This window comes from Arenibacter troitsensis, assembly GCF_900177645.1.
Lineage (GTDB): Bacteria > Bacteroidota > Bacteroidia > Flavobacteriales > Flavobacteriaceae > Arenibacter > Arenibacter troitsensis.
Map to the genome: position 1 here is coordinate 246655 of NZ_FXAO01000005.1, position 22308 is coordinate 268962.

A 22308-nucleotide genomic window follows, 5' to 3' on the forward strand; every position below is an offset into this window, starting at 1 on the left:
TAAAATTCCTTATCTTTTTTAGCCATTTAAATACTTTGTACTACTTTTATCGATTCAACCAAAAATGAACAAAAAATCTAGCTCTCCATGATTAAAAGTAAAATCGACAAGGTTACCAGTTTTGAAAAACGGTTTGAAAAAATCAACACGGTAATCTTCGAGTCTTCCGAGGTTGCGTCCAAGGCAGCAGCAGCTGAAATTGCGACATTAATAAAGAAAAAACAAAAGGCCAAGGAGATGTGCGTACTTGGGCTTGCCACGGGTTCCACACCAAAAAGACTGTATGCAGAACTCGTACGTTTGCACAAGGAAGAAAACCTTAGCTTTAAAAATGTAATAGCCTTCAACCTGGATGAATATTACCCCATGGAACCGGACGCCATACAAAGTTATGTGCGTTTTATGAAGGAATTGCTCTTTAACCATGTGGACATTGAACCAGAAAATTATCATATTCCCGATGGCACTTTGGAGAAAAAGGATATTGCGGATTATTGTAAGGAGTATGAAGCCAAAATAGATGCTTTGGGTGGCATCGATCTACAGATCTTGGGTATAGGTGGCAATGGACATATAGGTTTTAACGAATCCGGATCGCTCCCCAACTCCAAGACCAGACTGGTTACTTTGGACCATATTACCAGGGTGGCAGCCAGTAAAGATTTTCAAGGATTGTACAATACTCCAAAAACGGCCATTACACTTGGTATAAAGCAAATAATGCAGGCCAAGCAAGTTATCCTTATGGCTTGGGGGGAAGGAAAATCCTCTATCATTAAAGCTTCTGTTGAGGGACCTATTACCGAACAGGTACCGGCATCCTACTTACAGGAACATCCAAACAGTGTTTTTATCCTTGACAATGGATCATCCTCAAAACTTACCAGGGTAAGTACCCCATGGATCGTTGAGAAAGTAGAGTGGAATGAAAAAATGATCAAGAAAGCCGTAGTTGGACTGGCGTTGCGATTGGAGAAACCAGTCTTAATGTTGACCGAGGCGGACTATATTGAAAACGGGATGAGCGATTTGTTGACGGAAGTTGGGGATGCCTACGATATCAACATTAGAATTTTTAATAAACTACAACATACCATTACCGGTTGGCCTGGAGGAAAGCCAAATGCCGATGACAGCAACAGACCGGAAAGAGCAAATCCGGCCAAAAAACGCGTACTTATTTTTAGTCCGCACCCAGATGATGATATCATTAGTATGGGAGGTACGTTCATGCGCCTACAAAACCAAGGCCATGAAGTGCATGTAGCTTATCAGACTTCCGGAAATATAGCCGTAGCCGATGACGAAGCACTGCGATTCTCGGATTTCGTGATCGATTACAACCGCTCCTTTGGTCTGGACAACAGAAAATCCATTGAGATATACAAAAAGGCAACGGAGTTCATCAAGAACAAAAAGACCAGTGAAATAGACATTGAAGAAGTAAGAAACATAAAGGGTCTTATTCGTAGAAGTGAGGCTAGGGCAACTAGTTATTACGTTGGACTTACGGACGAACAGATACATTTTAACGATCTGCCTTTCTACGAAACCGGTACCATTGAGAAGAATCCTCCGGGAGAGGAAGATATCAAAATTACCATGGATTTGATAGAAAAAATTAAACCTCACCAAATCTATGCCGCCGGCGATTTGGCAGACCCACATGGTACCCACAAGGTGTGTTTGGACATAATTTTTGAAGCCCTAAAACGCCTTAAGACTAAATCCTACATGAAGGATTGTTGGTTATGGTTGTACCGTGGAGCATGGCAAGAATGGGATATAGAGGATATTGAAATGGCTGTACCTATGAGTCCAAGCCAGGTTTTGGCCAAGCGTTATGGAATTTTCAAACACCAGTCCCAAAAAGACGGAGTGGTATTCCAAGGATCGGATTCACGGGAATTTTGGCAACGTGCAGAGGACAGGAACAAAGAAACTGCTACCAAATACGATGAATTGGGATTGGCACATTACGCTGCCATGGAAGCATTTGTTCGCTACCATTTTTAAACACCAAGAGTTTACAATACAAAAAGGCTGCCCAATGGGCAGCCTTTTTTATATCCTATAAGCTAGTACTATTTAAAATTCCAATTCAAAGTATAGACTACTTGCTTCGTTCTCGTCGGTAATATCCTCACCTTTTAATACTTCTCCTGTACTGTTCAACAATTTTAGATTAAGTTTCCAATATCCTGTCATGGTCAAGGACAGTTTTCCGTTATACGCTTTGGTAACAGCGTCATAGGTTAAATCTTCATTGTTGGGGGAACTGTGGTTGCCCATACTAGGCATACGTGGATCAAGTGCCACGGAATAGTTTTCCACGATGGGAAAGCTCATCATACTTTCCATTTTAAACAACATGGCCTTTATATCGTTAACGGCAACCTTTGGATCTGTTGGTTCTACCATTGCCAAAACGTACCTTACATCATCACTTCCCATAAATGAAGAAACCGCTTGTTTACCATCGCTTGGTGCTGTAACGTCTATGGTCTCCGTCACCGAAAATTCCTGTCCCTCTACCTCATAGGTAAACGTTATGTCCCAAAATTCATCGGTATTTCCAGGCATCTGGAATACGATATATCCCGTAGCCACCGTGTCGTAATCATCTGAAATGCTTAGTTCGGATATTGGACAGGAATGATTCATACTCATCATATGCATTACAGGCAGCCATGTAATTTCAGGATTGGTATAATACGTATCATCCGCATTATTTTTTATACGCACAAAAAGTTCGTTGTATCCGGTGGTAAAACCCGTTTTCCCCTCGGAATACAGTTCCAAACTATGGCCATTGGCCTCAATATTTGCTATCAAGTTAAATTCGGCCAAAGGATTAACATCATTTTTTGGTGAATCGTCCCCATCGGATGAGCATGATATCATCCCTACAGCAGCTAATATTGTTACTAGACCTAGTTTTATTGTTTTCATATGAATATTGTTATTAATTAATTGAATAAGAAAGTGTTAAAAAAAAGTTTCGCCCCATTCTTGGGATATTTTTCCAATCGGTATAGGTGGAGTAGTTTTCGTCAAAAATATTCTCTACCCCGAACTTCGCGTACATGGAATCGTTGTTAAACTTAAAAGTCTTGCCAAAGGTCAAGGAACAAACCGTATAGGCCTGTGTTTGATCTTCCCCGAATTCGGGGTTGTAGTTCACTTGTTTCCCAGCTCCGGTAATTCTAAAGGCCGCTGAAAATGACCTATTGTCAAACTGAAGACCGGATCGGTAAGAAAATGGACTTATAAAAGGTATATTGTCACCATTGTTGTCCGTACCACGATGATAGGAGATCAATCCGGACCATTTCAGTTCCGGTAGAATGGCGTACTCCATATCCAAGGAAGTGTTGAACAAATTGGCATACTCCAAGTTCTTGTAAATCTTTACCCCCTCTGCCCCTATGGTCATCACACTCAGGGAAGGATCAATTTCCCCAATGATATAATCGGCGATGTGGAAAAAATTAGCCTCGGCACTTAGCTTTAGCTTGGATTTTTCCCAAGAGATCTTGGTATTGGCCTCCATAGATTTTTCGTTGGCAAGGCCTGGATCCCCAATATAGTCATGGTTATCAAAACTGTTGAACAAATAAAACCCATAGCCTTCGGTCACGGAAGGAGCTCTATCCCCATAGGAAAGTCCGGCATTGAAATGCCAAGGCATCCACATTTTGTGCCATTGCCCAGAAATACTTTTTAGAAACCTTGTTTTGGATTTCTCCATCTCCGGATAAAAAATCTTTAGACTATTCAGCCCAAACTCGTCCGCAACATTCTGGTTCTGAACGGTCATCCTAGTCGCTATTTTAAGAAAACTACCATTTAGATCCAGCTCATCCTCCGCATAGACCCCAGCATTGGCCGTACGTACATCGGGCCAGGTTAGCATAAACATGGGCAACTCGTTTGGGTCATTGGGGTACATTGTCATTTCTGCCAAGGACTTATTGTAATACCCGTCTACCTTAAATAAAAATTGATGTTTTTTGGCCTGTAATGCTGCTTGGGAATAAAAGCCATAGGTATCGCTCCAACCGGGCATATCCATATGGATGGGTACGTCTGGCCGTTTGGTATCGTCCATGACATGGGTTACCTTATTAAAATACAGCTTGGATTTCCAATTGTTTAAACTGCCCCATAAAGCATCCTGCTCAAAGCCCACAGAGGCAATGATGGCCCTTGCCAAGGAAACGTCCATAGTCAATGCAGGATAACCTACATCCCTGGCCTCATCGTAAATAAGACTAGCTGTCAGTGCTTGATCTTCGGCAATTTTATAGCCCCCATTGGCGGAGAAATTATATTTCTCAAATTGGGAGAACTCCACTTCTTCATCGCCCCCGGCAAAATAATTTTCTGCCTTGCGATAAATAACATCCGTATCCACGTAGAAATTGGAATTGGAATAATTAAGTTCGGCCCCAACAACACCCATTTGGTTGTTGCTCTCAAAACCCATCTCCACTCCACCATATAGTCCTGTTTCCTTAAAATTACCCCTGTCCAGCTCCAAATTAATGGCCCCACCAATGGTATTTCCGTGTTCGGTGCCCTGCTGTCCGGAAGCTATATGCGCCTGTGATAAATTGGACACATCCACATAGGAAGTTACGGGGTCCATCTTGTCCGTACATGCACCAAAAATTCTCATCCCATCAATAGTTACCGAAAGACGTTCCGAAAACATATTGTTCAGAGTCGGTTCCCAGGCATAAGCTCCACGTTTCACCATATCTACCTTTTTAGAGGATTCCAAATACTCGTCCAAGGTAGAGAGGGGTTTGGGCTGGCGGTGGTAATCCAAAGTCTTTTTGGCCGAAATAAGTATAACTTCGTCCAAATTGATCGTTATGATCGAATCCTTTGGCAAGACCAATTCCTGTGCACCAATGTTAATGGGAAAAATAAATATCACCAACAACAACACCCAAATGCATATAGATCTGCTTGTTTCCATAAGTATTGTACACACCTTATGGATACATTTATAAATGTTCATTTGATTTATTTAGATAATACAATTCCTTTAAGACGTCATGGGTCAGCAAAAAGGACTTAGCTGTCCATTGACGGTAATTGAATTATCCCAGCTCAGGTGGCTGTGCAATATCTGTAGTATATAGTCCGGGAATCAAAGTTTGGATTCCCTTATAATTATTTTGAACGGTATCGTCGTATTCATTGGCCGATCCAAGAACGAATAATGAGTCGAATGAAGAAAGGTACTGGATTTCCAAATTGAACCGTTTGCCTTCAAACGGATTTTTATCGCTTCCCTCCGATTCTTTGGCCAATTGTTTTGCCAAATAACATTTACCATCGCAATGTAAGGAAGGGGTGGCCCTATTTTCACAAAGATTCTCCACAATATAATCGTAATTTACAGCATACTCAGCTAAAGGCCAAAGTGGCTTTACCAGCATGATTATCGCTACAAATAGGATTAAATGTTTCATTATTGATTTTTAAATTGATGCCATCCCTCATGACGAAAGACTGCAATATTTAAAATACTGCACAAATATAGTGCATATTTAATTCATAAAAAGATGACAATTGTCAGGTATTGGACCTATTTGTTTTTATTCAATTTAAATAAGTAATAATATAACCACAGTTACCTAATTTAATTTTTTGTTATTTAATTTTAAGGCAAAATAAACCTTAAGTTTTTTTCATGGAGGATATGCTCTTTTATGATAGAATGCAATTTGCCTTTACTATCACCTTCCACTATTTGTTTCCACAACTCACCATGGGCCTCTCCCTGATCATCGTTTATTTTAAGTGGAAATTCCTCAGAACCCGAATTGATCATTACAATGATGCCGCCAAATTCTGGATGCGGATCTTTGCCCTTAATTTTGCCATGGGGGTGGTTACCGGAATACCGATGGAATTTCAATTTGGGACCAATTGGGCCAAGTTTTCCGAATTGACGGGGGGAATCATTGGGCAGACCTTGGCCATGGAAGGAATGTTCTCCTTTTTTCTTGAATCCTCCTTTTTGGGTCTGTTTTTGTTCGGCGAGAAATTATTGGGACACAAATTGCACTTTGTAACAGGTTTCCTGGTCTTTTTAGGTTCCTGGGCCAGTGGTTTTTTAATCATTGCCACCCATTCCTGGATGCAGCATCCTGTAGGATATGAAATATTGAGCAATGGCAAATTTGTTTTGAATAATTTTAGTGCCTTGTTCACTAATCCTTGGCTCTTGCCCTCCTATTTGCACAATCAATTGGCCAGTTTGGTAACCGCATCATTTGTAATGGCCTCCATTGGGGCATTTTATATTTTGAACGACAAGCACAGTAGTTTTGGTAAGCTATTTGTTAAGACCGGGGTAATATTTGGGCTTATATCCTCTGTATTGGTAGCCTTCCCAACGGGAGATTGGGCAGCAAAAAATGTGGTGGAACATCAGCCTGTTACTTTTGCGGCCATGGAAGGATTATTTGAAACCCAGGATGGCGGATCGGAAATTGTGTTGATTGGGCAGCCCAACGTGGTCGACAAAAAATTGGACAACAAAATTGCAGTTCCCAATGTACTAAGCTTTTTAACCTATCAAAAATGGGATGCAGAAATAAGAGGATTGAACGAATTTGAACCGGAAAACTACCCCACCAATATACCTGGATTATATTATGCCTATCACATTATGGTAGGTCTGGGCACCTTATTTATAGGGATAATGGCGTTGGGAGCCTTTCAGCTATGGCGTAAAAAATTATACAGTACCAAATGGATTTTGTGGTCCCTGCTATTCTTCCTCCCCTTTCCCTATATTGCCAATACCACTGGTTGGTATACTGCGGAATTGGGGAGACAGCCCTGGTTGGTATATAACCTAATGCGCACTTCTGAAGGAATTTCCCCAACGGTATCCTCCGGAAATACCTTGTTCACCTTATTGGGATTTATTGGATTATATCTTCTTTTGGGAATGCTATTTTTAATACTTGTAGGTAAAATTATAAATAAAGGACCTGTAACCGCAGAAGCTTAACTATGGAATTATTCTGGTACATTGTTTTAATGAGTATGTTGGCCATCTATGTAGTTTTGGATGGTTATGATTTTGGAGCGGGAATAGTACATTTATTTTTCGCAAAAAAAGAAAAGGACAAAAAGGCCATTACCAATGCCATTGGCCCGTTCTGGGATGCCAACGAGGTTTGGCTCATCGCCTCGGGAGGTGTTCTTTTCTTTGCTTTCCCTACCTTATATGCCTCTTCATTTAGCGGGTTCTACCTGCCCTTGATCATGATTCTGTGGCTGCTTATCTTTAGGGCGATAGGCTTGGAACTAAGAGGTCAGATCCATAACAGATTATGGGAGGCAGTCTGGGACAAAGCCTTTGGAATAGCCAGTTTCCTCTTGGCCCTTTTCTTTGGCATTGCCTTGGGCAATGTTGTTAGGGGCGTAAATTTGGGCATGGTAGAAAACGGTGTCTCTGCCCACGAGGCCCATTATTTTTTTCTCCCTTTGTGGAATCCCACTTTCAGTCCAACCGCAGAACATCTTGGAATTATTGATTGGTTCACCATTTTATTGGGGCTGGTCGGGGTGGTCATACTAACCATCCATGGCGCCAATTGGATCATTTACAAGACCAATTCTGACCTCAACAATACCTTAAGAACCGTTATTTTTAGACTCAATTTCGTCCTACTCGCTCTGGTAGTCCTATCCCTGGTTGTTTGGCATGTTATAGCCCCAAAGCCCTTTCATAATTTTATTGAAACGCCATGGCTGTGGATTTTTCCAATATTGACCCTCATTGGCCTTTTCGGACTATTTCTGATTAGGACCTTTAAAAAGGATGGAACGGGCTTTATATTCTCCTCCCTTTTTATCCTTGGAGGTTTTGCCTCCACCGCAGCGTCTATTTTTCCAAAGCTCCTACCGTCTACCAATACAGTAAATCCATCTTTGACCGTTTACAATGTAGCGGCAGATGAATATGGCCTTTCAGTAGGCATAAATTGGTTTATATTTGCCGTTATCCTCCTAATTGCCTATATATTTATTCAGTATAGGGTATTTAAAGGGAAAATGGACAATATAGGTTACGGGGAGCATTAGTATTAAAACCCATTGACCCTGATTAAAAAAGTGTCATGAACATTATTTAGGATAAATTTGTCCGAAATAAGAATAAGCATTATATTTGTAACGATTTAATATATAAAACAATATGTTTTCAAAGGCCTGCGAGTACGGAATTAAAGCAACCATCTACATAGCTGTAAAATCTATGCGGCAGGAGCGCGTAAGCCTTAAAGAGATAGCGGAAGAGGTAGATTCGCCTGTGGCATTTACCGCTAAAATATTGCAATCCTTGGCCAAAAACGGGATCATAGATTCCCACAAGGGCCCAACAGGGGGATTTCAGATCGAGGAATCTAAAATAGACACTATAAAATTACACGATATAGTACATGCCATAGACGGTGACAAAATATTCAGTGGCTGTGGTCTGGGTCTGGAACAATGTGATGCCAGGCAACCTTGTCCCGTTCATGATAAATTTGTGGGTATCAGGGACAATCTAAAGATAATGTTACAAAATACCAGTCTCTATGAATTGGCAACAGGATTGGAAATTGGTCTAACCCACCTAAAACGATAAAATTTTACATAAATAAAAGATAAAAAGGTCTTAAAATCTTTAACTAGCGAACCGTGTTGTCCATTATACCATTAAATCAACAATAATCTATCCATGTTAAACATTACCAAGAAATTAGTAGAAAAATACCAGGCCCTTGGGGAAAATCCCGACACGTATCTGGAGGGCCTACTTCATGCAAAACCAATTACCTATTGGGATTATGTAGAAGTAGAAACCCTGCTTTCCCTTCAAAGACCGCGAACCCATTTTAAGGATGAGTCCATTTTTATAATGTACCATCAGGTGACCGAATTATACCTAAAGATGATGCTGCATGAATTACAGCAGGTAGTAGAAGAAAAAGCACCAACTACCCGCTTTCTTATAGACAAAGTGGACCGACTTATACATTATACCTCCATGCTGATCAGTTCTTTTGATATCATGAAGGTTGGTATGGACTATGAGGATTACAACACCTTTAGAAAAACTTTGACCCCTGCCAGTGGTTTTCAATCTGCTCAATTCCGGTTTATAGAATTGCATTGCACCTCCCTGGCAAACCTAATTAGCCATAGATTTAAAAAAGAACGTTCCAGCAATCCCGATTTAAGGGAATGTTTTGAACATATTTATTGGAAAGATGCCGGAACAGATCCCAAAACTGGCAAAAAGACCTTGACACTTCAACTTTTTGAGGAAAAATATCTCTCCAGCTTGACGGAAACTGCCAAAACTGTCATGGGCCATACCTTGGAAGATAAGTTGGATCAACTACCCTATGTCCCGGATGCACTTAGGAACAGGCTTCGCACCTTCGACAAGCTGTACAATATTGATTGGCCCATGGTCCATTTAAGCACTGCCGAACACTATTTGGACAAACAAGGCGAAAACAAACAGGCTACTGGTGGTTCGGATTGGAAAAAATACCTCCATCCAAAATATCAGCAACGCAAATTCTTTCCAAGCTTATGGACGGAAACAGAAAAACAAAACTGGGGAATTAATCATAAAAATGAACAATATGGAAGTATTGAACAGACCACAATTGACACACCTACAGGTAGGTGAAAATCTAAAAGTATTACAAATTGAGGCCGTGGCGGATACGGGTATGCCAGAACACAGTAGCTCCCATGAAGCGGTCATTGTTGTCCAAGAAGGCAAAGCCATACTTAAAACCAAGGACACTAATTACATACTGAGGAAAGGATCTACCATGTTGGTTCCTGCAGGATTGAAACATAGTCTTACCATAATAAAGGATTTTAAAGCAGTTGCCATTATGGCAACGGATTCAATTATAAATTTTAACAATTAATAACTATGGAAAATTTAATGACCAAGAATATTGGCGAAATAGTAGCAGAGAACTATCGTACGGCCCAGGTATTTAAAAATCATAAAATAGATTTTTGTTGCAAGGGAAACCGGAGTATTGTAGAGGTAGCGGAAAATAGTAAGCTGGACCCTAATCTTCTCTTACAGGAAATTGAAACGGTACAGCACCAAACCAATGATGACAATATCGATTTTAAAACATGGCCTTTAGACCTCTTGGCAGACTATATAGAGAAAAAACATCATAGATACGTTGAGGCACAAATACCAATTTTAAACCAATATTTAGCAAAACTATGCCGGGTACATGGCGACCGGCATCCAGAGCTTTTTGAAATTACGGAGCATTTTAATAAATGCGCAGGTGAACTGGCCATGCACATGAAAAAAGAGGAACTCATCGTCTTCCCTGCCGTACACAAAATGATACAGAGCAAACAATACGGTAATGTCCTGGCGGAACAACATTTTGGCACCATTCAAAACCCCATACACATGATGATGCAGGAACATGAAAATGAAGGGGACCGATTTCGACTTATTGATGGGTTGAGCAACAACTACAATCCACCTGCCGATGCCTGCAACACCTATAGAGTCGCATTTTCCCTATTACAGGAGTTTGAAGAAGACCTACATAGGCACATACATTTAGAGAATAACATTCTCTTTCCAAAAGCTATTGCGCTGGAAAAGGAGTTAAGTGCTTAGAGCCTACCAGACAACCCATTTTGTAACCAATAAGGTGCGGCACAATACTTTAAATAGTCTTCCCCCGCCGTGCCTCATTGGATTACAATACCGCCAACCTCTACTATACAAACATGAATAGGATGACCTTTAAAATTGGCCCTAACCATAATTAAACAACTGGATATGAAAGTTAAACCCATAAAAAGACATAAAGCCATACAACCATTGAGCAGGGAACACCATCAAGGTTTATTGCTATCCTGGAAAATTAGGACCGGTCTTTCCAAAGGAGTATCCGTTGATCGGATAAAAACTTATGCCGATTGGTTTTTCAAAACCTATTTGACCCCACATTTCGAAGAGGAAGAAAAACACATTTTCCCCATACTTGGAAATAACCATATTATGGTAAAAAAAGCCATTGCGCAACATCGTAGGCTGGATCGCCTTTTCCATAGCACCACCGAATTAAAAAAGTCCCTAAACCACATAGAGGAAGAACTGGAACAACATATACGTTTTGAGGAAAGGGTACTGTTCAATGAAATTCAGAAGGTGGCCAACGAACAGCAATTGCAATTTATTTTAGAACATCATAAGGAAACCAAATTTTTGGAAAACACCACAGATAGGTTTTGGGAATAACACTAAAATATGATGATTATGAGACTTTACAATCAACTGCTAAACGAATTTAAAAGGGAACAGACAGGGTATTCCACCATTGCCATTATTGGGCAAAGTTGTATTGGATCTGTGGCTGCCATGGTAGTCCTAATGAACCCTATGCCCGAGGCGATCAAATTGACCTTGCTCTTCTTGGTAACAATTTTATGCATGGCCTATAACGCTGCGGTTTTGGCTAGATTAAGCTCTAAAACTACCTTTAACCTATTAGTTTTGAGCGTCATTTTCAGTATCTTGACCATTGTAGGGATTCTTATTTAAAATTAATGAAGCCGGAACCCTACACTTTTACTTATATCGACGAATTTGGACACACCAATTCCGCCGCTTGTGGGCAAAACGAATACCATAGCCTCATGGAACTTCTTTTTGACAAATATTTGCAGGAATGGGGAGACTGTAAGGGAAGGGCATGGTGCGGAACTTGTCATATACAAATTCTTGAAGGATATTTAAGTTCGAAAATGCAACAAGAAGAAAAACAGACCTTGTCCCATCTTGACGATGCCTGCGCCCAAAGTAGATTGGCATGCCAAATTCCCGTCAATGCGGAGCTACATAATTTAGTTTTTAAGGTTATAACGGAAAATGATTACGGATCAAAGTAATCCACAAACATGAAAGCACAAGAAATTATGGAATGCCTGTGTGGGTTTGAACGATTGCCAATACCTATTCCACATAACCAATTATTGTAAAATACAAATTCAACGGACTACCTTTACGGTATTCCTTAAAGAGTTAGATTAAACTTATGCTATTAAAATCGGAAATTAAGGAGAGACAGGATGTGAACCTATTGGTGGTTAGTTTTTACGCCAAGATTAGGGAGCATCAAATATTGGGGCCCATTTTTAATGGCATAATCAAAGACTGGGACAGTCACTTGGAATTATTGACCGATTTTTGGGAGAGTCAATTACTCTTAAAACGTAAATATATAGGCAACCCTATTGCCGTTCACCAAGAGGTGGACAAGAAAATGAACCATACCATTACCCCGGAACATTTTGGACTTTGGCTTAACGAATGGTTTGCCACTATTGATGAGCTTTTTGAAGGGGAAGTGGCCTGGATAGCAAAAAATAGGGCACAGAAAATGTCCACCATGCTATACATGAACATCTATCAACACAGGACCAAGAACCATTAATCTTCCGTCTTTTCCCAACTGACTTTGTTGGGCCATAGGACCAAAATTAGGGCTAGCGGAATTAATAGACTTCCAAAGGCCAGGAATTGTGAATAATCTTCAAACAGGGGCCAACCCAACCATGCGGCCATCCCCCTATAAAATATAAGGCCTTCTGTGAGAAGAAAACCACCCAAATACATGGCAATGGCCATTTTGGACAATTTTATCAATCCAAAAAATTCCAAAAAGAAAAATATGGCCACACTAATGACTCCCAAAAAGGTCCAATGTAAATAGCCAATAGTAAAATCCAACACCGTGGCGGCCAAATTTGCAAAGTAGGGCCAAGCGGTAAGCCATTGCAAAATCATTTTAACCAGCAATAGGAAGGCTACCAACTTTAAAATATTCAACTGAAGTTGGGTAAGGGCAGATTTCATAATCGTCCTGTTTATAAAGCAGATGTTTATTAAAATTCCAAAGCCTAGTAACTGCAATACGGCGCCCAGACCTCCCAAAATGTAATATTTCATTGGAGGCCCAGTCCACAGCGTAGACAGAAAAAAACTCAAAATAATCCCTAGCACCGTAGTCAGGAAAAAGTACCTAAATGTCTTGATGGAAATATTAATTTTAAGGTATTCCAAGAAGTAAAAAAAAAGTCCTGTAAGTGCCAAAATCATCCATCCATTGTACTGAAAGTGCAAATAGAAATAGATGGCCAGTCGGTACCATATGGATTCGGGGCCCCAAACCGTCATAATAGCGCCTAAAGACCAAGGGCCTATACTAGATCCTATCATAAACCAGAGGGCATACTTCAGGCAGATATAGGCCTTTGTATTCTTTAAGGATTTAGGAGCATATTTTATAAAAAAAGCTGAAAACCAATAGGAAGCCAAAAGGAATAAGGTAGCGAATATTATGGAAAACAGGGCATACCCCTGAAAGGGAAAAGTTAACAACATCCCCAGCAAACAGAGCTGTGTAAACCAGAAAATCCTACGATAACTCTTTTCCACAGGCTGCTTGTCCAAAAAAAGATGGTACAATAAGGTGGTAAGCGCAATATACACCCAGCCCAAAAGTGCTATATGGGAATGGGTATGCACTATAAACCGGTAATTGATGGGCAGTGGGGCAACTACAAAAGTCCTCAACACAACACCTAGCAGAGCGGCCAATAAAAAATAGCCTAAGGATACTTTAATATGGGATTTGGTAGCAATCACGCAATATCAGGGAATTGAACTAAAGGTACTATTAAAAATCCTTTCTTTTGGCAACATAGCCCAAACGCCATACGGGGATGACCGTCCAAAGGAACAGCATAAAGATAGACATTAAAAGCCCTAGGTTTGTACCAAAAAACTGCTTAAAAATAGCTCCGGTATACCCCAAGAGTGCAGAAATATCCAGTTTTAACAAAATTAAGGTCCGGGATAGGTCTATTGGATTAAACATAGTTGCAATCAAGGAAAGGTTATCCAAGGGATACTCCTCAAAAACAATTAATGACATTAGAAAGAGTCCGTCGTAAATTACCGCCAAAAACAACCAGGCCAGTACGGCATATCCAAAACCTTTTATCTTATTTTCATTGGCAAGGGCAATATTAAAGGCTACAGCAGTAAAGATCAACGTTAAGAATGCACCCGTTATCAACAATAGCGAAAAATCCCAAATGGCATTACTTTGGAACAGTCCGTATAATGTAAACGGAATGCCCAGCCCCAATACCAAGCTCACCGTCAACGAACCGGCAACTCCAAAATATTGGCCTAGAAAAATAGACGACCTTTTAATGGGCTGCGCCAAAAGTAGTTCTGTAAATTCCTTGGAGTTGTAGTAATACATTACCCCAAAAATGGTCCCGATCAAGGGCACCAATACAATAATAACATTCATTAAGGTAATCACGGCCTTGGAGAGCTCGTTATTCAAAAACAGCAGTACAAAGCCCAACAACAGATAGAACAGAAAATAAACGTAACTCCAACGGCTACGCATTAGGTCGTAAAAACTATATTTTAATATCTTAATCATGGTTGTTGTGGGTTGATATTGCCGCAATGGCATGTTCAAAATTGCTTTGTCCGGTTTTGGTCTTTAGTTCCAAAATACTGCCCTTAAAGTAAATTTTGCCTTCAAGCAGGTATACGATCTGGTCCGAAACCTCTTCTACGAACTGCATAATATGGGAGGTTATCAAGAAAGTCTTTCCTTTTGCCTTTTCCTCAAAAATAAGTTCCTTAAGACGGATCAACGATAAGGGATCCAGACCATTGGTGGGTTCGTCCAAAATAATCAAGGGACTGTCGAACATAAAGGTCAATACAATGTTTACCTTTTGTTTGGTTCCCCCGGAAAGGTTGCTCAATTTTTTATCCAGAAAGGGCTCCAACCCAAATAGGCCGATCAACTTTTGCTCATTGCTGGGTTTTTGCCTAATATCCTTTATCATCGCAATTAATTCCTTGACCCTAAGGTTTCCTGGGAAATTGGCAATTTGGGGAAGGTAATTTATGTCCTGACGATAATTCCACTTATTTCTAACAGGGGAATCCATCACGGTTATGCTACCTTTGTTGGGAATTACCATCCCCAGCAAGGTTTTTATCAAAGTAGTTTTACCCGAACCATTGGGCCCCAGGATGGCAAAAATTCCACCTTGGTGAATATCGAGCTCCAATCCGGCCATTACCACATTTTTACCAAATTTCTTATGAAGGCTTTCAACCTGTATCATTTAATTTTTTTCATTAAAGGTTTTGCATCAACTAATTCGTTAGGGGTAAAAACAGGGGAGACTTTTTCTGAAAAATCGATAATATCCATAAATAGACTGCGCAACAGAATAATAGTTTCTGGGGTTCTGTTTACGATATAGGAAAACAATTTTACCGGTCTGTAGGGAATATCCCCTGTTCCGTTCCTATCCAGATCATAACCTGTATAGTCGCTCCAATAGTTTTCCTCAAAAATATTATCGTTCAAATTGCTATTGTAGGCGAGATCAAAGGAATTGTACATAAAGTTATTATGGATAAATGTATTGGAATAACAGGCCCCACGCACTTTAATGGCCCATCCATTTTTTATGAAATTATTTTTTGAATAATTGATCCTATTGGAGCCTTCAATGCTGACACCCACCGTATTCTCCTCAAAGGTATTGCCTGTAATTTCGGCATCATTGATCTCTTTTAACAACACGCCAAAGGAAGTGGGCCCCCAATTTTTTTTAAACGTATTGCCCAGCATTTTTATCCTTTTGGAAAACATGACCGCTACCCCTGCCCCATTATTCTCAAAGGTATTGTCCTTATAAATATCATCATTGGAGAACATAAAGTGCAGCCCATACCGAAGATTGTCCGAACTAATGTTATTTTCAATGGTGATATTGTCCGAGAACTCCAGGTAGATGCCGTCCCTAACATGTTGAACAATATTGCGGTCCACAACTATATTTTGCGAATACCAAAGTTGTATGCCATTCCCCGAATTGTATTCGTCCACGGCATCCCCGATGATCTTATTATGATATACCCTGCCATTCTTGCTCTTCTCCAAATAAATACCGAAAAACAGCTTTTCCAGCACCACGTTCTGTATTAAAAAATTTTCGCTCTGCACCACCCTTATGGCGGCATAGTCTGCCGTATAACTGGTGCCCACGTTTATAATAAAGAGGCCGTCTATGGTAACATTGTTTGAAACTATGGTTATGATTTCGCCATTATCCTCGCCATCAATTACAGGATAGTGTTCCCCAATGATGGTCAAGGGCTTGGTGACTTGAATATTGAATTCCTTATAGATGCCTTTTTTGATCAAAAGCGTATCAAAATCAGCAGCCACGGCTATGCCTTCCTTTATGGTTTTCACCTCACAGGATGCACAGACCGTTATGGTCCCAGCCCATAAATGATTACCAAGGAGACATAACCCAAAATAGCAAAGTACTCCTATCCTTCCCATTATCTAATAATCAGAAATTTGGAATTTTCTTCGGCAGATACCCAATGCGGCACATCTTTGGGAAAACTAAAGTGTTGTTGTCCACTTATAAAATAGGATTTACCATTGATATGAAAGATGATCTTTCCTTCCAAAACAATCAATTGAACATCCCTAGGTGCGGTATGCTCCGGGAAAATAGCATCCTTTTCCAAGCTAACATTCAAAATCTCCAAGGCATCTGTTTTTACCAATTTATTTACCTGAAGCTCATTGTATTCCTGATTCTTTATATGATCGTTAATGGTATACATAATCATTGTTTTTTTAGGCTATTTATTTCCAAACATATCCAAATGTCAGAATAAATATAAAAGCCTGTTCTTGATAACCTTCCAGCGCAAACCCTAGGGTTGCTTTTTGGATATTTATAAGCCAAATCTTAGTTTTAATTGTTCCCAAGTCAATAGGTCCCCCTCATGCGTCATTAGGGCATCCACAGCCGCTTGCTCCGTCTTAAAGGCCGTTAAAAATTCCCCCATGGGACTGGGAATGCGTTCGCTGAACAAATAGGTAGCTTTAGTTGCATTTATCAATTCACCAGGTTTATCGTAATCATTGACCAGATATAGGGCTACCTGTTTCTCGTCTATATTCTTGAGGTGGTTCATCATACATTCACTGGAATCGAACTTAAAGGCCTTACCTTTATCCGTAACAATTTCAGCGGCATGTTGCCGGTCCACAATGGTCATCCTACAAAAATGACATCCATCAGTTCCATAGGCAATGGGCTTAGGACCCACACTGCAGGACGTGACCAACAATAAAAACAAAAACACAACTATACTGTACTTCACCATATCTTTAAATTACGCGGCTAACACTTCTTTAGATTGTTGTTTTACCTTGGTCCCCTTACTCTTCCAACCCATATAGGATGCCAGCAATGTAAGTGACATTCCAACAAACATCATATAGGCCCCAATACTAGGAAGGGAGGTTACATCAAAATTCAACATTTTTTGGTATCCCAACAAGGGGGGTTTATAGGTCATAGGGGTCCCATCCTCATTGACCACCTTAATAATGGCATGTGGATCCAAGTTGGAACCATAATCTGTAAGCCATGCATTAAAGTCGTACATACCCAGAACGCCTAAAACGGACATCAAAACAAACCAGCCCAAAAACCATTTAAAATCCAATTTTCCAAAGAATCCTAATAGTCCTATAAGCACCCCAAGTATCATCATTCCTATAATAACCTTGGGAAAAACATCAAATTCCCACATCTCCCCGGATTTGGGAATCGTCTTCATACCTATATAATGATTTAATCCGTCTATATTCTGTAAATCAAATTCTGAGACCCCCTCAATTCCGGAAATATGAATATTCATGCCCAATGGATCTGGATATTGAGGCGCTCCCAGCATAATGTTCCACAAAGGAAAGGCAAACAATCCCAATAAAAATAAAGGGCCAATAATCATTATTAAACTTGCATTTTTCATTTCTTATCGTCATTTTATTATTTACAAATCGAAAAATGTTTTGGATGGTTGTCCCCTTCTTCAACCTGTTAAAAAAGCGGGCAGTTTCTTAAACCAGACCCGCTTTTTATCTTAAAACTATTCATAAGTCAAATTAATCGCCTAGGGACCAGGATAACTCTATGTTGGAATTTGCTGGTGAAACCCTAACATAACCCTGCATCTCTTGGTGAAGTGCAGAACAGAAATCGGTACAGTAGAACGGCCAAACTCCAACTTGCTTAGGTTCCCACACCAATGTCTTGGTCTGTCCTGGCATAATCAATAGTTCTGAATTATTGGCACCTATCACAGCAAAACCGTGTGGTACGTCAAAATCCTGCTCTTGATTGGTTATATGGAAATATACTTTATCGCCAACCTTTACCCCCTCAATGTTATCAGGAGTAAAATGACTTCTGATCGTTGACATGTATATATGTACCTCCTTACCCTCACGGACCACTTTGGAATCCGCTGCCCCTAAGGTGGCATATGGGTGTTTGTTGTCTGCAAGTTTATAGAACTTTTTCGATTTGGGGGCTAATAGTTCAGCTGGGATTCCCGCTGCATAATGTGGCTCCCCATGGGTTGGAAAATCATAAAGAAGTTCCATTTTATCACCAGAGATATCATAAATCTGAGCCGAGTGTTCCATCTCTGGACCAACTGGCAGATATCTATCTTTAGTAATTTTATTAAGTGCAACCACATACTTTCCAAAGGGCTTTCTTGAATTTCCTCCTGGAATCATCAAGTGACCTACAGAGTAATAAGTTGGTTTTCTATCGATAACCTCCCAAGTCCCCAATTTCCATTTTACAACCTCCGAAGAGATGAAGAAGGTAGTATAGGCATTGCCCTCGCCATCAAACTCCGTATGCAATGGCCCAAGACCACCACTTTTAACGGTTCCTGCAAGCACGTCCTCAAATTTTAAGATAGGAATACCATAGGCCTCACCATCAAACTTTTTACCCTCAATAGCAGCAATCATATTATCAAAAGAGTGTATTGTTAAGTCCGCCGATAATTTACCATTACCAATAATGTATTGGCCTGTTGGATCTACGTCACAACCGTGAGGAGATTTTGGAGTGGGTAGAAAGAATACCGCACCAGGTACATCTAGGGGATTGACTGTTACAACTTCTTTTTTCATGGTAGTGGTTGCAGTATGCGTAGACTCATCATATACGTTATGTGCATAATTAGCTGGCATTTTGGTGCCTCCACCATTGTTCACATACTCTTCAACTTTTTTCCAGTTTATAGCAGCAATAAAATCCTTATCGTTCTGGGAAGAATTCACTTCTTGCAATGTACTGGCCTCCTCGGTATTATAGGTAGTAAAGAAGAACCAACCATGGGATTTTCCACGCCCGGGATGCGAAAGATCATAGTTAAATCCAGGCATAATGATTTGGAATTTTATATCCATATGGCCGTGTTCCGGATCAACACTTATAAAGGATAGAGACCCTTGAAAGTTTCCCTTGTATTGGTTTATGGGCATATCACGTTGTGGAATAGGCACTGAAAAACGAGTTCCTGCCACAACATATTCCGTGTTTTCGGTAACAAAAGATGAACTGTGATTACCGGCACTGTTGGGCACCTCAATTATTTCTTCTGTTTCAAAAGTGCTTAGACTTATACGTGCAATCCTTGGCGTGTTATTACCATTTATAAAGATCCATCTTCCGTCCAATTCTCCGTTCGTTTGGGAAATATCGGGGTGGTGGGAATCATCCCAAGGTACAAACCCGTGAGAGGTATTCAACATGGGCTTTGTTTCTTCAGAATAGCCATAGCCCGAAGTGGGAAATTGTGAGAATACGGGAATTTCCTTGAACATACGACCAGATGGCAAGCCATAAACTGTAAGGTTGCCACTATATCCCCCAGACATAAAGGCGTAAAACTCGTCATGTTCCCCAGGGGCCACATAGACTTTTTCGGCATTGCTCGAATTTAATGCTCCGGAAGAACCTTTGCCCTGATTGCCGTTGCCGCAACTAGTCAATAAGGCGGCAAAGCCAAGGAGCCCCATTACTAAATAGGTATGTTTTTTCATTGTTTTTGATTTATTTGATTATTGATTTCTCTAATTATTCCGTAGGGGGCAGCATTACCTTGTCTACCACATGTACTATTCCATTGCCCGCAGGTACACTGGCCAAAATTTTAGCGCCTCCTACCAAAACATCTTCCCTTACTACCTCAACGGCAACGTTCTGATCATTGGCCTGCCCCAATTTTTTAAACTTCATTAAAAATTCCTTGCTGTAATTACCGGCGGTAACATGATACTTTAGAATATTGGCCAAAGCCGCTTTGTTCTCCGGCTTTAAAAGGTCTTCCACAGTGCCTTCCGGCAAGGCCGCAAACGCTTCATTGGTAGGGGCAAATACCATTAAGGGACCTGCATTTACCAAGGCGTTTTCCAACTCCGCGGCCTGCACCGCTGCTACCAAGGTAGTATGGTCTGGGGAACCTATGGCAATCTGTAGAACATTGGGCGTAGAACCATCATCGTCGATAAAGGCCTGGCCCTGCTTTTCAATTTCCTCCGTTCCGGCTTTGTCCTGGGTAGGTGAGGTTGCCGTATTCGCTTCATTTTTACAACTGAACATAGCGCCCAGCATCAGAAATGATAATATAAATGCTTTTAAATTGGTTATCGGGAACATAGTGTTATATATTTAAGATTATAAGGTTCTAAAGTATTCCAATACTGCCCTGGCCTGTTCTTCGGTAAGACTTTGATTGGCCATTGGAGCACCGTTAAATTCGGCCAATAAAGCTTTTGCCAACGGATCTTCCTTTACCATAACCTCAGGGTTCAAGATCATGTTCATTACCCATTCCGGGCTACGTCTTTCCAATATGCCTTTTGGAGCCGGCCCTATGAATTTTTTATCTACCCTATGACAGGCCAAACACATTTGGTTGTAGACTTCCTCTCCTTTTTTGGCCATTTCCTGGTCCACTTCGGCGGCCAAAGTTACCGAGGTAATGGGCCCTACTCCCTTATTGGTCAAATCTATGGTCTCAGAGGGTTTTACATCTGATGCTGCCGGCGTTGGCGCAGGTTGTTCCGTTGTGGTCTTTGCCCTGTCCACGCTAAATCCTTCTTTTTTCTTTTCTTCCTTACCACCACAGCTCATCACTAAAACTGAAAAAAGAACTGCGCTACTTTTTAAGATTATTTTCATCACTTTATTTTTATTTGTTGTTTATAGGTTGTTTTTAACTATTTGTACTTTTAATTTGAACGTTGTTAATGGGATAGATTTAAACCATAATTTGCGATTTTTAACAATTTATTGGGACAAAATTAGGTTGGGACAGAGACAAAAAATATGATAAAAATCATATTAAAGGATAAAAACATCCTTTTATCCTTATTTTTAAACAATAAGAATTATTCCATTGTACGTTTTACATTAAATTACCAACTACTAAGAAATAATCAATTGATTATCAATAAAGAGAACGATTTAAAATACCAACCCAATAATTTCCGATCAATACGAAATACTACTGACTCCCTTACCTTTTAAATCTTTTACATATCTTAGTAAAAGCACTTCTATGAAAACATTGGTGCTATTTGTAAGTATAGTTTTGTAGGTCATTTCAATTTATTTTAAGTTAACATTGAAGGCCAAAGAATGGGATATAAAATGATTTGCGATAATGTGGAGTGGTCTATGGGCATTTTACATTAAGACTTAACGTTTACATCCTTAGTTTTTAATTATTAATCGCGCCATGGTCTTATCACTATAAAGCCATGCCCAATTGCGAACCCCTATTTTATGGCCAACTACGATATTACCATCGATAAGGAAAAATTTATTTTAAGTTCCAAGGATATAGCATCCCTGGATATTGTTCCCATAGGCAATCAGCAATTTCACGCACTTAGGCACAACCGGTCCTATAAGGTCAAAATTCTGAATACCGATTTTGCCCAAAAAACCATGACCTTGGAAGTCAATGGCAATACTTATGAAATGGTCCTGGCAGATGAGTATGATCAAATGGTAGACAAAATGGGATTGTTATCTACCAAAACCCATAAAATAAATAATATTAAAGCCCCCATGCCCGGGCTCATCATAGATATTATGGCTACGATAGGACAGAAAATAGAAACGGGGACCCCCTTGATAGTGCTATCGGCCATGAAAATGGAGAATATCATCACCTCCCAGGGGGAAGGCATTATAAAAAGTATAAATGTCGAGGTAAACGATGCTGTGGACAAAGGACAGCTAATTATTGAAATGGAATAG

At 40.2% G+C, this 22308-nt stretch carries 25 protein-coding genes; 12 read left to right on the forward strand and 13 right to left on the reverse strand.

Going from position 1 to position 22308, the window contains the following annotated elements; all coding sequences use genetic code 11:
* Nucleotides 1–87: 87 nt before the first annotated feature.
* Complete coding sequence (gene nagB / locus B9Y87_RS12935; protein ID WP_085499414.1) at nt 88–2016, forward strand: glucosamine-6-phosphate deaminase; 1929 nt, start codon at nt 88–90, stop codon at nt 2014–2016.
* A gap of 72 nt (nt 2017–2088) precedes the next feature.
* Here nagB and B9Y87_RS12940 read toward each other — a convergent pair whose 3' ends face one another.
* The 3 genes from B9Y87_RS12940 to B9Y87_RS12950 form a co-directional block, all read right to left on the reverse strand.
* A complete protein-coding gene (locus B9Y87_RS12940; protein ID WP_085499415.1) occupies nt 2089–2952 on the reverse strand; it encodes a hypothetical protein in 864 nt (287 codons plus the stop codon).
* 13 nt (nt 2953–2965) lie between these two features.
* A complete protein-coding gene (locus B9Y87_RS12945) occupies nt 2966–5029 on the reverse strand; it encodes a TonB-copper family protein (RefSeq protein ID WP_245808705.1) in 2064 nt (687 codons plus the stop codon).
* Between the two features lie 82 nt (nt 5030–5111).
* Nucleotides 5112–5486, reverse strand: a complete 375-nt coding sequence (locus B9Y87_RS12950) for a hypothetical protein (RefSeq protein ID WP_139827226.1) — start codon at nt 5484–5486, stop codon at nt 5112–5114.
* A gap of 221 nt (nt 5487–5707) precedes the next feature.
* Here B9Y87_RS12950 and B9Y87_RS12955 point away from each other — a divergent pair, with 221 nt between their 5' ends.
* The 10 genes from B9Y87_RS12955 (at nt 5708) to B9Y87_RS13000 (ending at nt 12524) form a co-directional block, all read left to right on the forward strand.
* A complete protein-coding gene (locus tag B9Y87_RS12955) occupies nt 5708–7039 on the forward strand; it encodes a cytochrome ubiquinol oxidase subunit I (RefSeq protein ID WP_085499418.1) in 1332 nt (443 codons plus the stop codon).
* 2 nt (nt 7040–7041) lie between these two features.
* On the forward strand, nt 7042–8118 hold the full coding sequence (cydB, locus tag B9Y87_RS12960; protein WP_085499419.1) for a cytochrome d ubiquinol oxidase subunit II: 1077 nt from the start codon (nt 7042–7044) through the stop codon (nt 8116–8118).
* Nucleotides 8119–8230: 112 nt separating this feature from the next.
* A complete protein-coding gene (locus B9Y87_RS12965; protein WP_085499420.1) occupies nt 8231–8665 on the forward strand; it encodes an RrF2 family transcriptional regulator in 435 nt (144 codons plus the stop codon).
* A gap of 93 nt (nt 8666–8758) precedes the next feature.
* Complete coding sequence (locus B9Y87_RS12970; RefSeq protein WP_085499421.1) at nt 8759–9721, forward strand: tryptophan 2,3-dioxygenase family protein; 963 nt, start codon at nt 8759–8761, stop codon at nt 9719–9721.
* Nucleotides 9675–9971 carry a cupin domain-containing protein gene (locus B9Y87_RS12975; RefSeq protein WP_085499422.1) on the forward strand — a complete coding sequence of 99 codons (297 nt, stop codon included), beginning with the start codon at nt 9675–9677 and terminating at the stop codon, nt 9969–9971. Before B9Y87_RS12970 ends, B9Y87_RS12975 begins: the two co-directional genes overlap by 47 nt.
* Nucleotides 9972–9976: 5 nt before the next feature.
* Nucleotides 9977–10702, forward strand: a complete 726-nt coding sequence (gene ric / locus B9Y87_RS12980) for an iron-sulfur cluster repair di-iron protein (RefSeq protein ID WP_085499423.1) — start codon at nt 9977–9979, stop codon at nt 10700–10702.
* 165 nt (nt 10703–10867) lie between these two features.
* On the forward strand, nt 10868–11329 hold the full coding sequence (locus B9Y87_RS12985) for a hemerythrin domain-containing protein (RefSeq protein WP_085499609.1): 462 nt from the start codon (nt 10868–10870) through the stop codon (nt 11327–11329).
* 18 nt (nt 11330–11347) lie between these two features.
* A complete protein-coding gene (locus B9Y87_RS12990; protein ID WP_245808706.1) occupies nt 11348–11632 on the forward strand; it encodes a hypothetical protein in 285 nt (94 codons plus the stop codon).
* 5 nt (nt 11633–11637) lie between these two features.
* The gene (locus B9Y87_RS12995) at nt 11638–11979 is read left to right on the forward strand and encodes a 2Fe-2S iron-sulfur cluster-binding protein (RefSeq protein WP_085499425.1); all 342 of its coding nucleotides are present in this window, start codon (nt 11638–11640) and stop codon (nt 11977–11979) included.
* Between the two features lie 146 nt (nt 11980–12125).
* The gene (locus B9Y87_RS13000) at nt 12126–12524 is read left to right on the forward strand and encodes a group III truncated hemoglobin (protein WP_085499426.1); all 399 of its coding nucleotides are present in this window, start codon (nt 12126–12128) and stop codon (nt 12522–12524) included.
* Here B9Y87_RS13000 and B9Y87_RS13005 read toward each other — a convergent pair.
* The 10 genes from B9Y87_RS13005 to B9Y87_RS13050 all read right to left on the reverse strand — a co-directional run bounded on the left by B9Y87_RS13005 (nt 12521) and on the right by B9Y87_RS13050 (nt 21222).
* Nucleotides 12521–13738 carry a hypothetical protein gene (locus B9Y87_RS13005; protein WP_085499427.1) on the reverse strand — a complete coding sequence of 406 codons (1218 nt, stop codon included), beginning with the start codon at nt 13736–13738 and terminating at the stop codon, nt 12521–12523. The genes B9Y87_RS13000 and B9Y87_RS13005 overlap by 4 nt on opposite strands.
* Nucleotides 13739–13769: 31 nt before the next feature.
* Nucleotides 13770–14552, reverse strand: coding sequence for an ABC transporter permease (locus tag B9Y87_RS13010; protein WP_085499428.1), 783 nt, complete (start codon nt 14550–14552; stop codon nt 13770–13772).
* A complete protein-coding gene (locus B9Y87_RS13015; RefSeq protein WP_085499429.1) occupies nt 14545–15255 on the reverse strand; it encodes an ABC transporter ATP-binding protein in 711 nt (236 codons plus the stop codon). The genes B9Y87_RS13010 and B9Y87_RS13015 overlap by 8 nt, the downstream gene beginning before the upstream one ends.
* Entirely contained in the window at nt 15252–16490 is a 1239-nt protein-coding gene (locus B9Y87_RS13020) for a nitrous oxide reductase family maturation protein NosD (RefSeq protein ID WP_085499430.1), read from the reverse strand. Before B9Y87_RS13020 ends, B9Y87_RS13015 begins: the two co-directional genes overlap by 4 nt.
* On the reverse strand, nt 16490–16783 hold the full coding sequence (locus tag B9Y87_RS13025) for a cupin domain-containing protein (RefSeq protein WP_085499610.1): 294 nt from the start codon (nt 16781–16783) through the stop codon (nt 16490–16492). Before B9Y87_RS13025 ends, B9Y87_RS13020 begins: the two co-directional genes overlap by 1 nt.
* Before the next feature lie 114 nt (nt 16784–16897).
* On the reverse strand, nt 16898–17332 hold the full coding sequence (locus tag B9Y87_RS13030) for a nitrous oxide reductase accessory protein NosL (protein ID WP_085499431.1): 435 nt from the start codon (nt 17330–17332) through the stop codon (nt 16898–16900).
* Between the two features lie 9 nt (nt 17333–17341).
* Nucleotides 17342–17986, reverse strand: coding sequence for a hypothetical protein (locus tag B9Y87_RS13035; RefSeq protein ID WP_085499432.1), 645 nt, complete (start codon nt 17984–17986; stop codon nt 17342–17344).
* A 133-nt stretch (nt 17987–18119) separates the two neighbouring features.
* Nucleotides 18120–20081 carry a Sec-dependent nitrous-oxide reductase gene (nosZ, locus tag B9Y87_RS13040; RefSeq protein WP_085499433.1) on the reverse strand — a complete coding sequence of 654 codons (1962 nt, stop codon included), beginning with the start codon at nt 20079–20081 and terminating at the stop codon, nt 18120–18122.
* A gap of 34 nt (nt 20082–20115) precedes the next feature.
* Nucleotides 20116–20697 carry a fasciclin domain-containing protein gene (locus B9Y87_RS13045; protein ID WP_085499434.1) on the reverse strand — a complete coding sequence of 194 codons (582 nt, stop codon included), beginning with the start codon at nt 20695–20697 and terminating at the stop codon, nt 20116–20118.
* 18 nt (nt 20698–20715) lie between these two features.
* A complete protein-coding gene (locus B9Y87_RS13050) occupies nt 20716–21222 on the reverse strand; it encodes a c-type cytochrome (protein WP_085499435.1) in 507 nt (168 codons plus the stop codon).
* A 606-nt stretch (nt 21223–21828) separates the two neighbouring features.
* Here B9Y87_RS13050 and B9Y87_RS13060 point away from each other — a divergent pair.
* The gene (locus tag B9Y87_RS13060; protein ID WP_085499437.1) at nt 21829–22308 is read left to right on the forward strand and encodes an acyl-CoA carboxylase biotin carboxyl carrier protein subunit; all 480 of its coding nucleotides are present in this window, start codon (nt 21829–21831) and stop codon (nt 22306–22308) included.

What these genes read in the sequence shown, in the direction of transcription:
- nagB (WP_085499414.1), top strand. Translation starts at nt 88, where the DNA reads ATGATTAAAAGTAAAATCGACAAGGTTACCAGTTTTGAAAAACGGTTT.
- B9Y87_RS12940 (WP_085499415.1), bottom strand. Translation starts at nt 2,952, where the DNA reads ATGAAAACAATAAAACTAGGTCTAGTAACAATATTAGCTGCTGTAGGG.
- B9Y87_RS12945 (WP_245808705.1), bottom strand. Translation starts at nt 5,029, where the DNA reads ATGAACATTTATAAATGTATCCATAAGGTGTGTACAATACTTATGGAA.
- B9Y87_RS12950 (WP_139827226.1), bottom strand. Translation starts at nt 5,486, where the DNA reads ATGAAACATTTAATCCTATTTGTAGCGATAATCATGCTGGTAAAGCCA.
- B9Y87_RS12955 (WP_085499418.1), top strand. Translation starts at nt 5,708, where the DNA reads ATGGAGGATATGCTCTTTTATGATAGAATGCAATTTGCCTTTACTATC.
- cydB (WP_085499419.1), top strand. Translation starts at nt 7,042, where the DNA reads ATGGAATTATTCTGGTACATTGTTTTAATGAGTATGTTGGCCATCTAT.
- B9Y87_RS12965 (WP_085499420.1), top strand. Translation starts at nt 8,231, where the DNA reads ATGTTTTCAAAGGCCTGCGAGTACGGAATTAAAGCAACCATCTACATA.
- B9Y87_RS12970 (WP_085499421.1), top strand. Translation starts at nt 8,759, where the DNA reads ATGTTAAACATTACCAAGAAATTAGTAGAAAAATACCAGGCCCTTGGG.
- B9Y87_RS12975 (WP_085499422.1), top strand. Translation starts at nt 9,675, where the DNA reads ATGGAAGTATTGAACAGACCACAATTGACACACCTACAGGTAGGTGAA.
- ric (WP_085499423.1), top strand. Translation starts at nt 9,977, where the DNA reads ATGGAAAATTTAATGACCAAGAATATTGGCGAAATAGTAGCAGAGAAC.
- B9Y87_RS12985 (WP_085499609.1), top strand. Translation starts at nt 10,868, where the DNA reads ATGAAAGTTAAACCCATAAAAAGACATAAAGCCATACAACCATTGAGC.
- B9Y87_RS12990 (WP_245808706.1), top strand. Translation starts at nt 11,348, where the DNA reads ATGAGACTTTACAATCAACTGCTAAACGAATTTAAAAGGGAACAGACA.
- B9Y87_RS12995 (WP_085499425.1), top strand. Translation starts at nt 11,638, where the DNA reads ATGAAGCCGGAACCCTACACTTTTACTTATATCGACGAATTTGGACAC.
- B9Y87_RS13000 (WP_085499426.1), top strand. Translation starts at nt 12,126, where the DNA reads ATGCTATTAAAATCGGAAATTAAGGAGAGACAGGATGTGAACCTATTG.
- B9Y87_RS13010 (WP_085499428.1), bottom strand. Translation starts at nt 14,552, where the DNA reads ATGATTAAGATATTAAAATATAGTTTTTACGACCTAATGCGTAGCCGT.
- B9Y87_RS13015 (WP_085499429.1), bottom strand. Translation starts at nt 15,255, where the DNA reads ATGATACAGGTTGAAAGCCTTCATAAGAAATTTGGTAAAAATGTGGTA.
- B9Y87_RS13020 (WP_085499430.1), bottom strand. Translation starts at nt 16,490, where the DNA reads ATGGGAAGGATAGGAGTACTTTGCTATTTTGGGTTATGTCTCCTTGGT.
- B9Y87_RS13025 (WP_085499610.1), bottom strand. Translation starts at nt 16,783, where the DNA reads ATGTATACCATTAACGATCATATAAAGAATCAGGAATACAATGAGCTT.
- B9Y87_RS13030 (WP_085499431.1), bottom strand. Translation starts at nt 17,332, where the DNA reads ATGGTGAAGTACAGTATAGTTGTGTTTTTGTTTTTATTGTTGGTCACG.
- B9Y87_RS13035 (WP_085499432.1), bottom strand. Translation starts at nt 17,986, where the DNA reads ATGAAAAATGCAAGTTTAATAATGATTATTGGCCCTTTATTTTTATTG.
- nosZ (WP_085499433.1), bottom strand. Translation starts at nt 20,081, where the DNA reads ATGAAAAAACATACCTATTTAGTAATGGGGCTCCTTGGCTTTGCCGCC.
- B9Y87_RS13045 (WP_085499434.1), bottom strand. Translation starts at nt 20,697, where the DNA reads ATGTTCCCGATAACCAATTTAAAAGCATTTATATTATCATTTCTGATG.
- B9Y87_RS13050 (WP_085499435.1), bottom strand. Translation starts at nt 21,222, where the DNA reads ATGAAAATAATCTTAAAAAGTAGCGCAGTTCTTTTTTCAGTTTTAGTG.
- B9Y87_RS13060 (WP_085499437.1), top strand. Translation starts at nt 21,829, where the DNA reads ATGGCCAACTACGATATTACCATCGATAAGGAAAAATTTATTTTAAGT.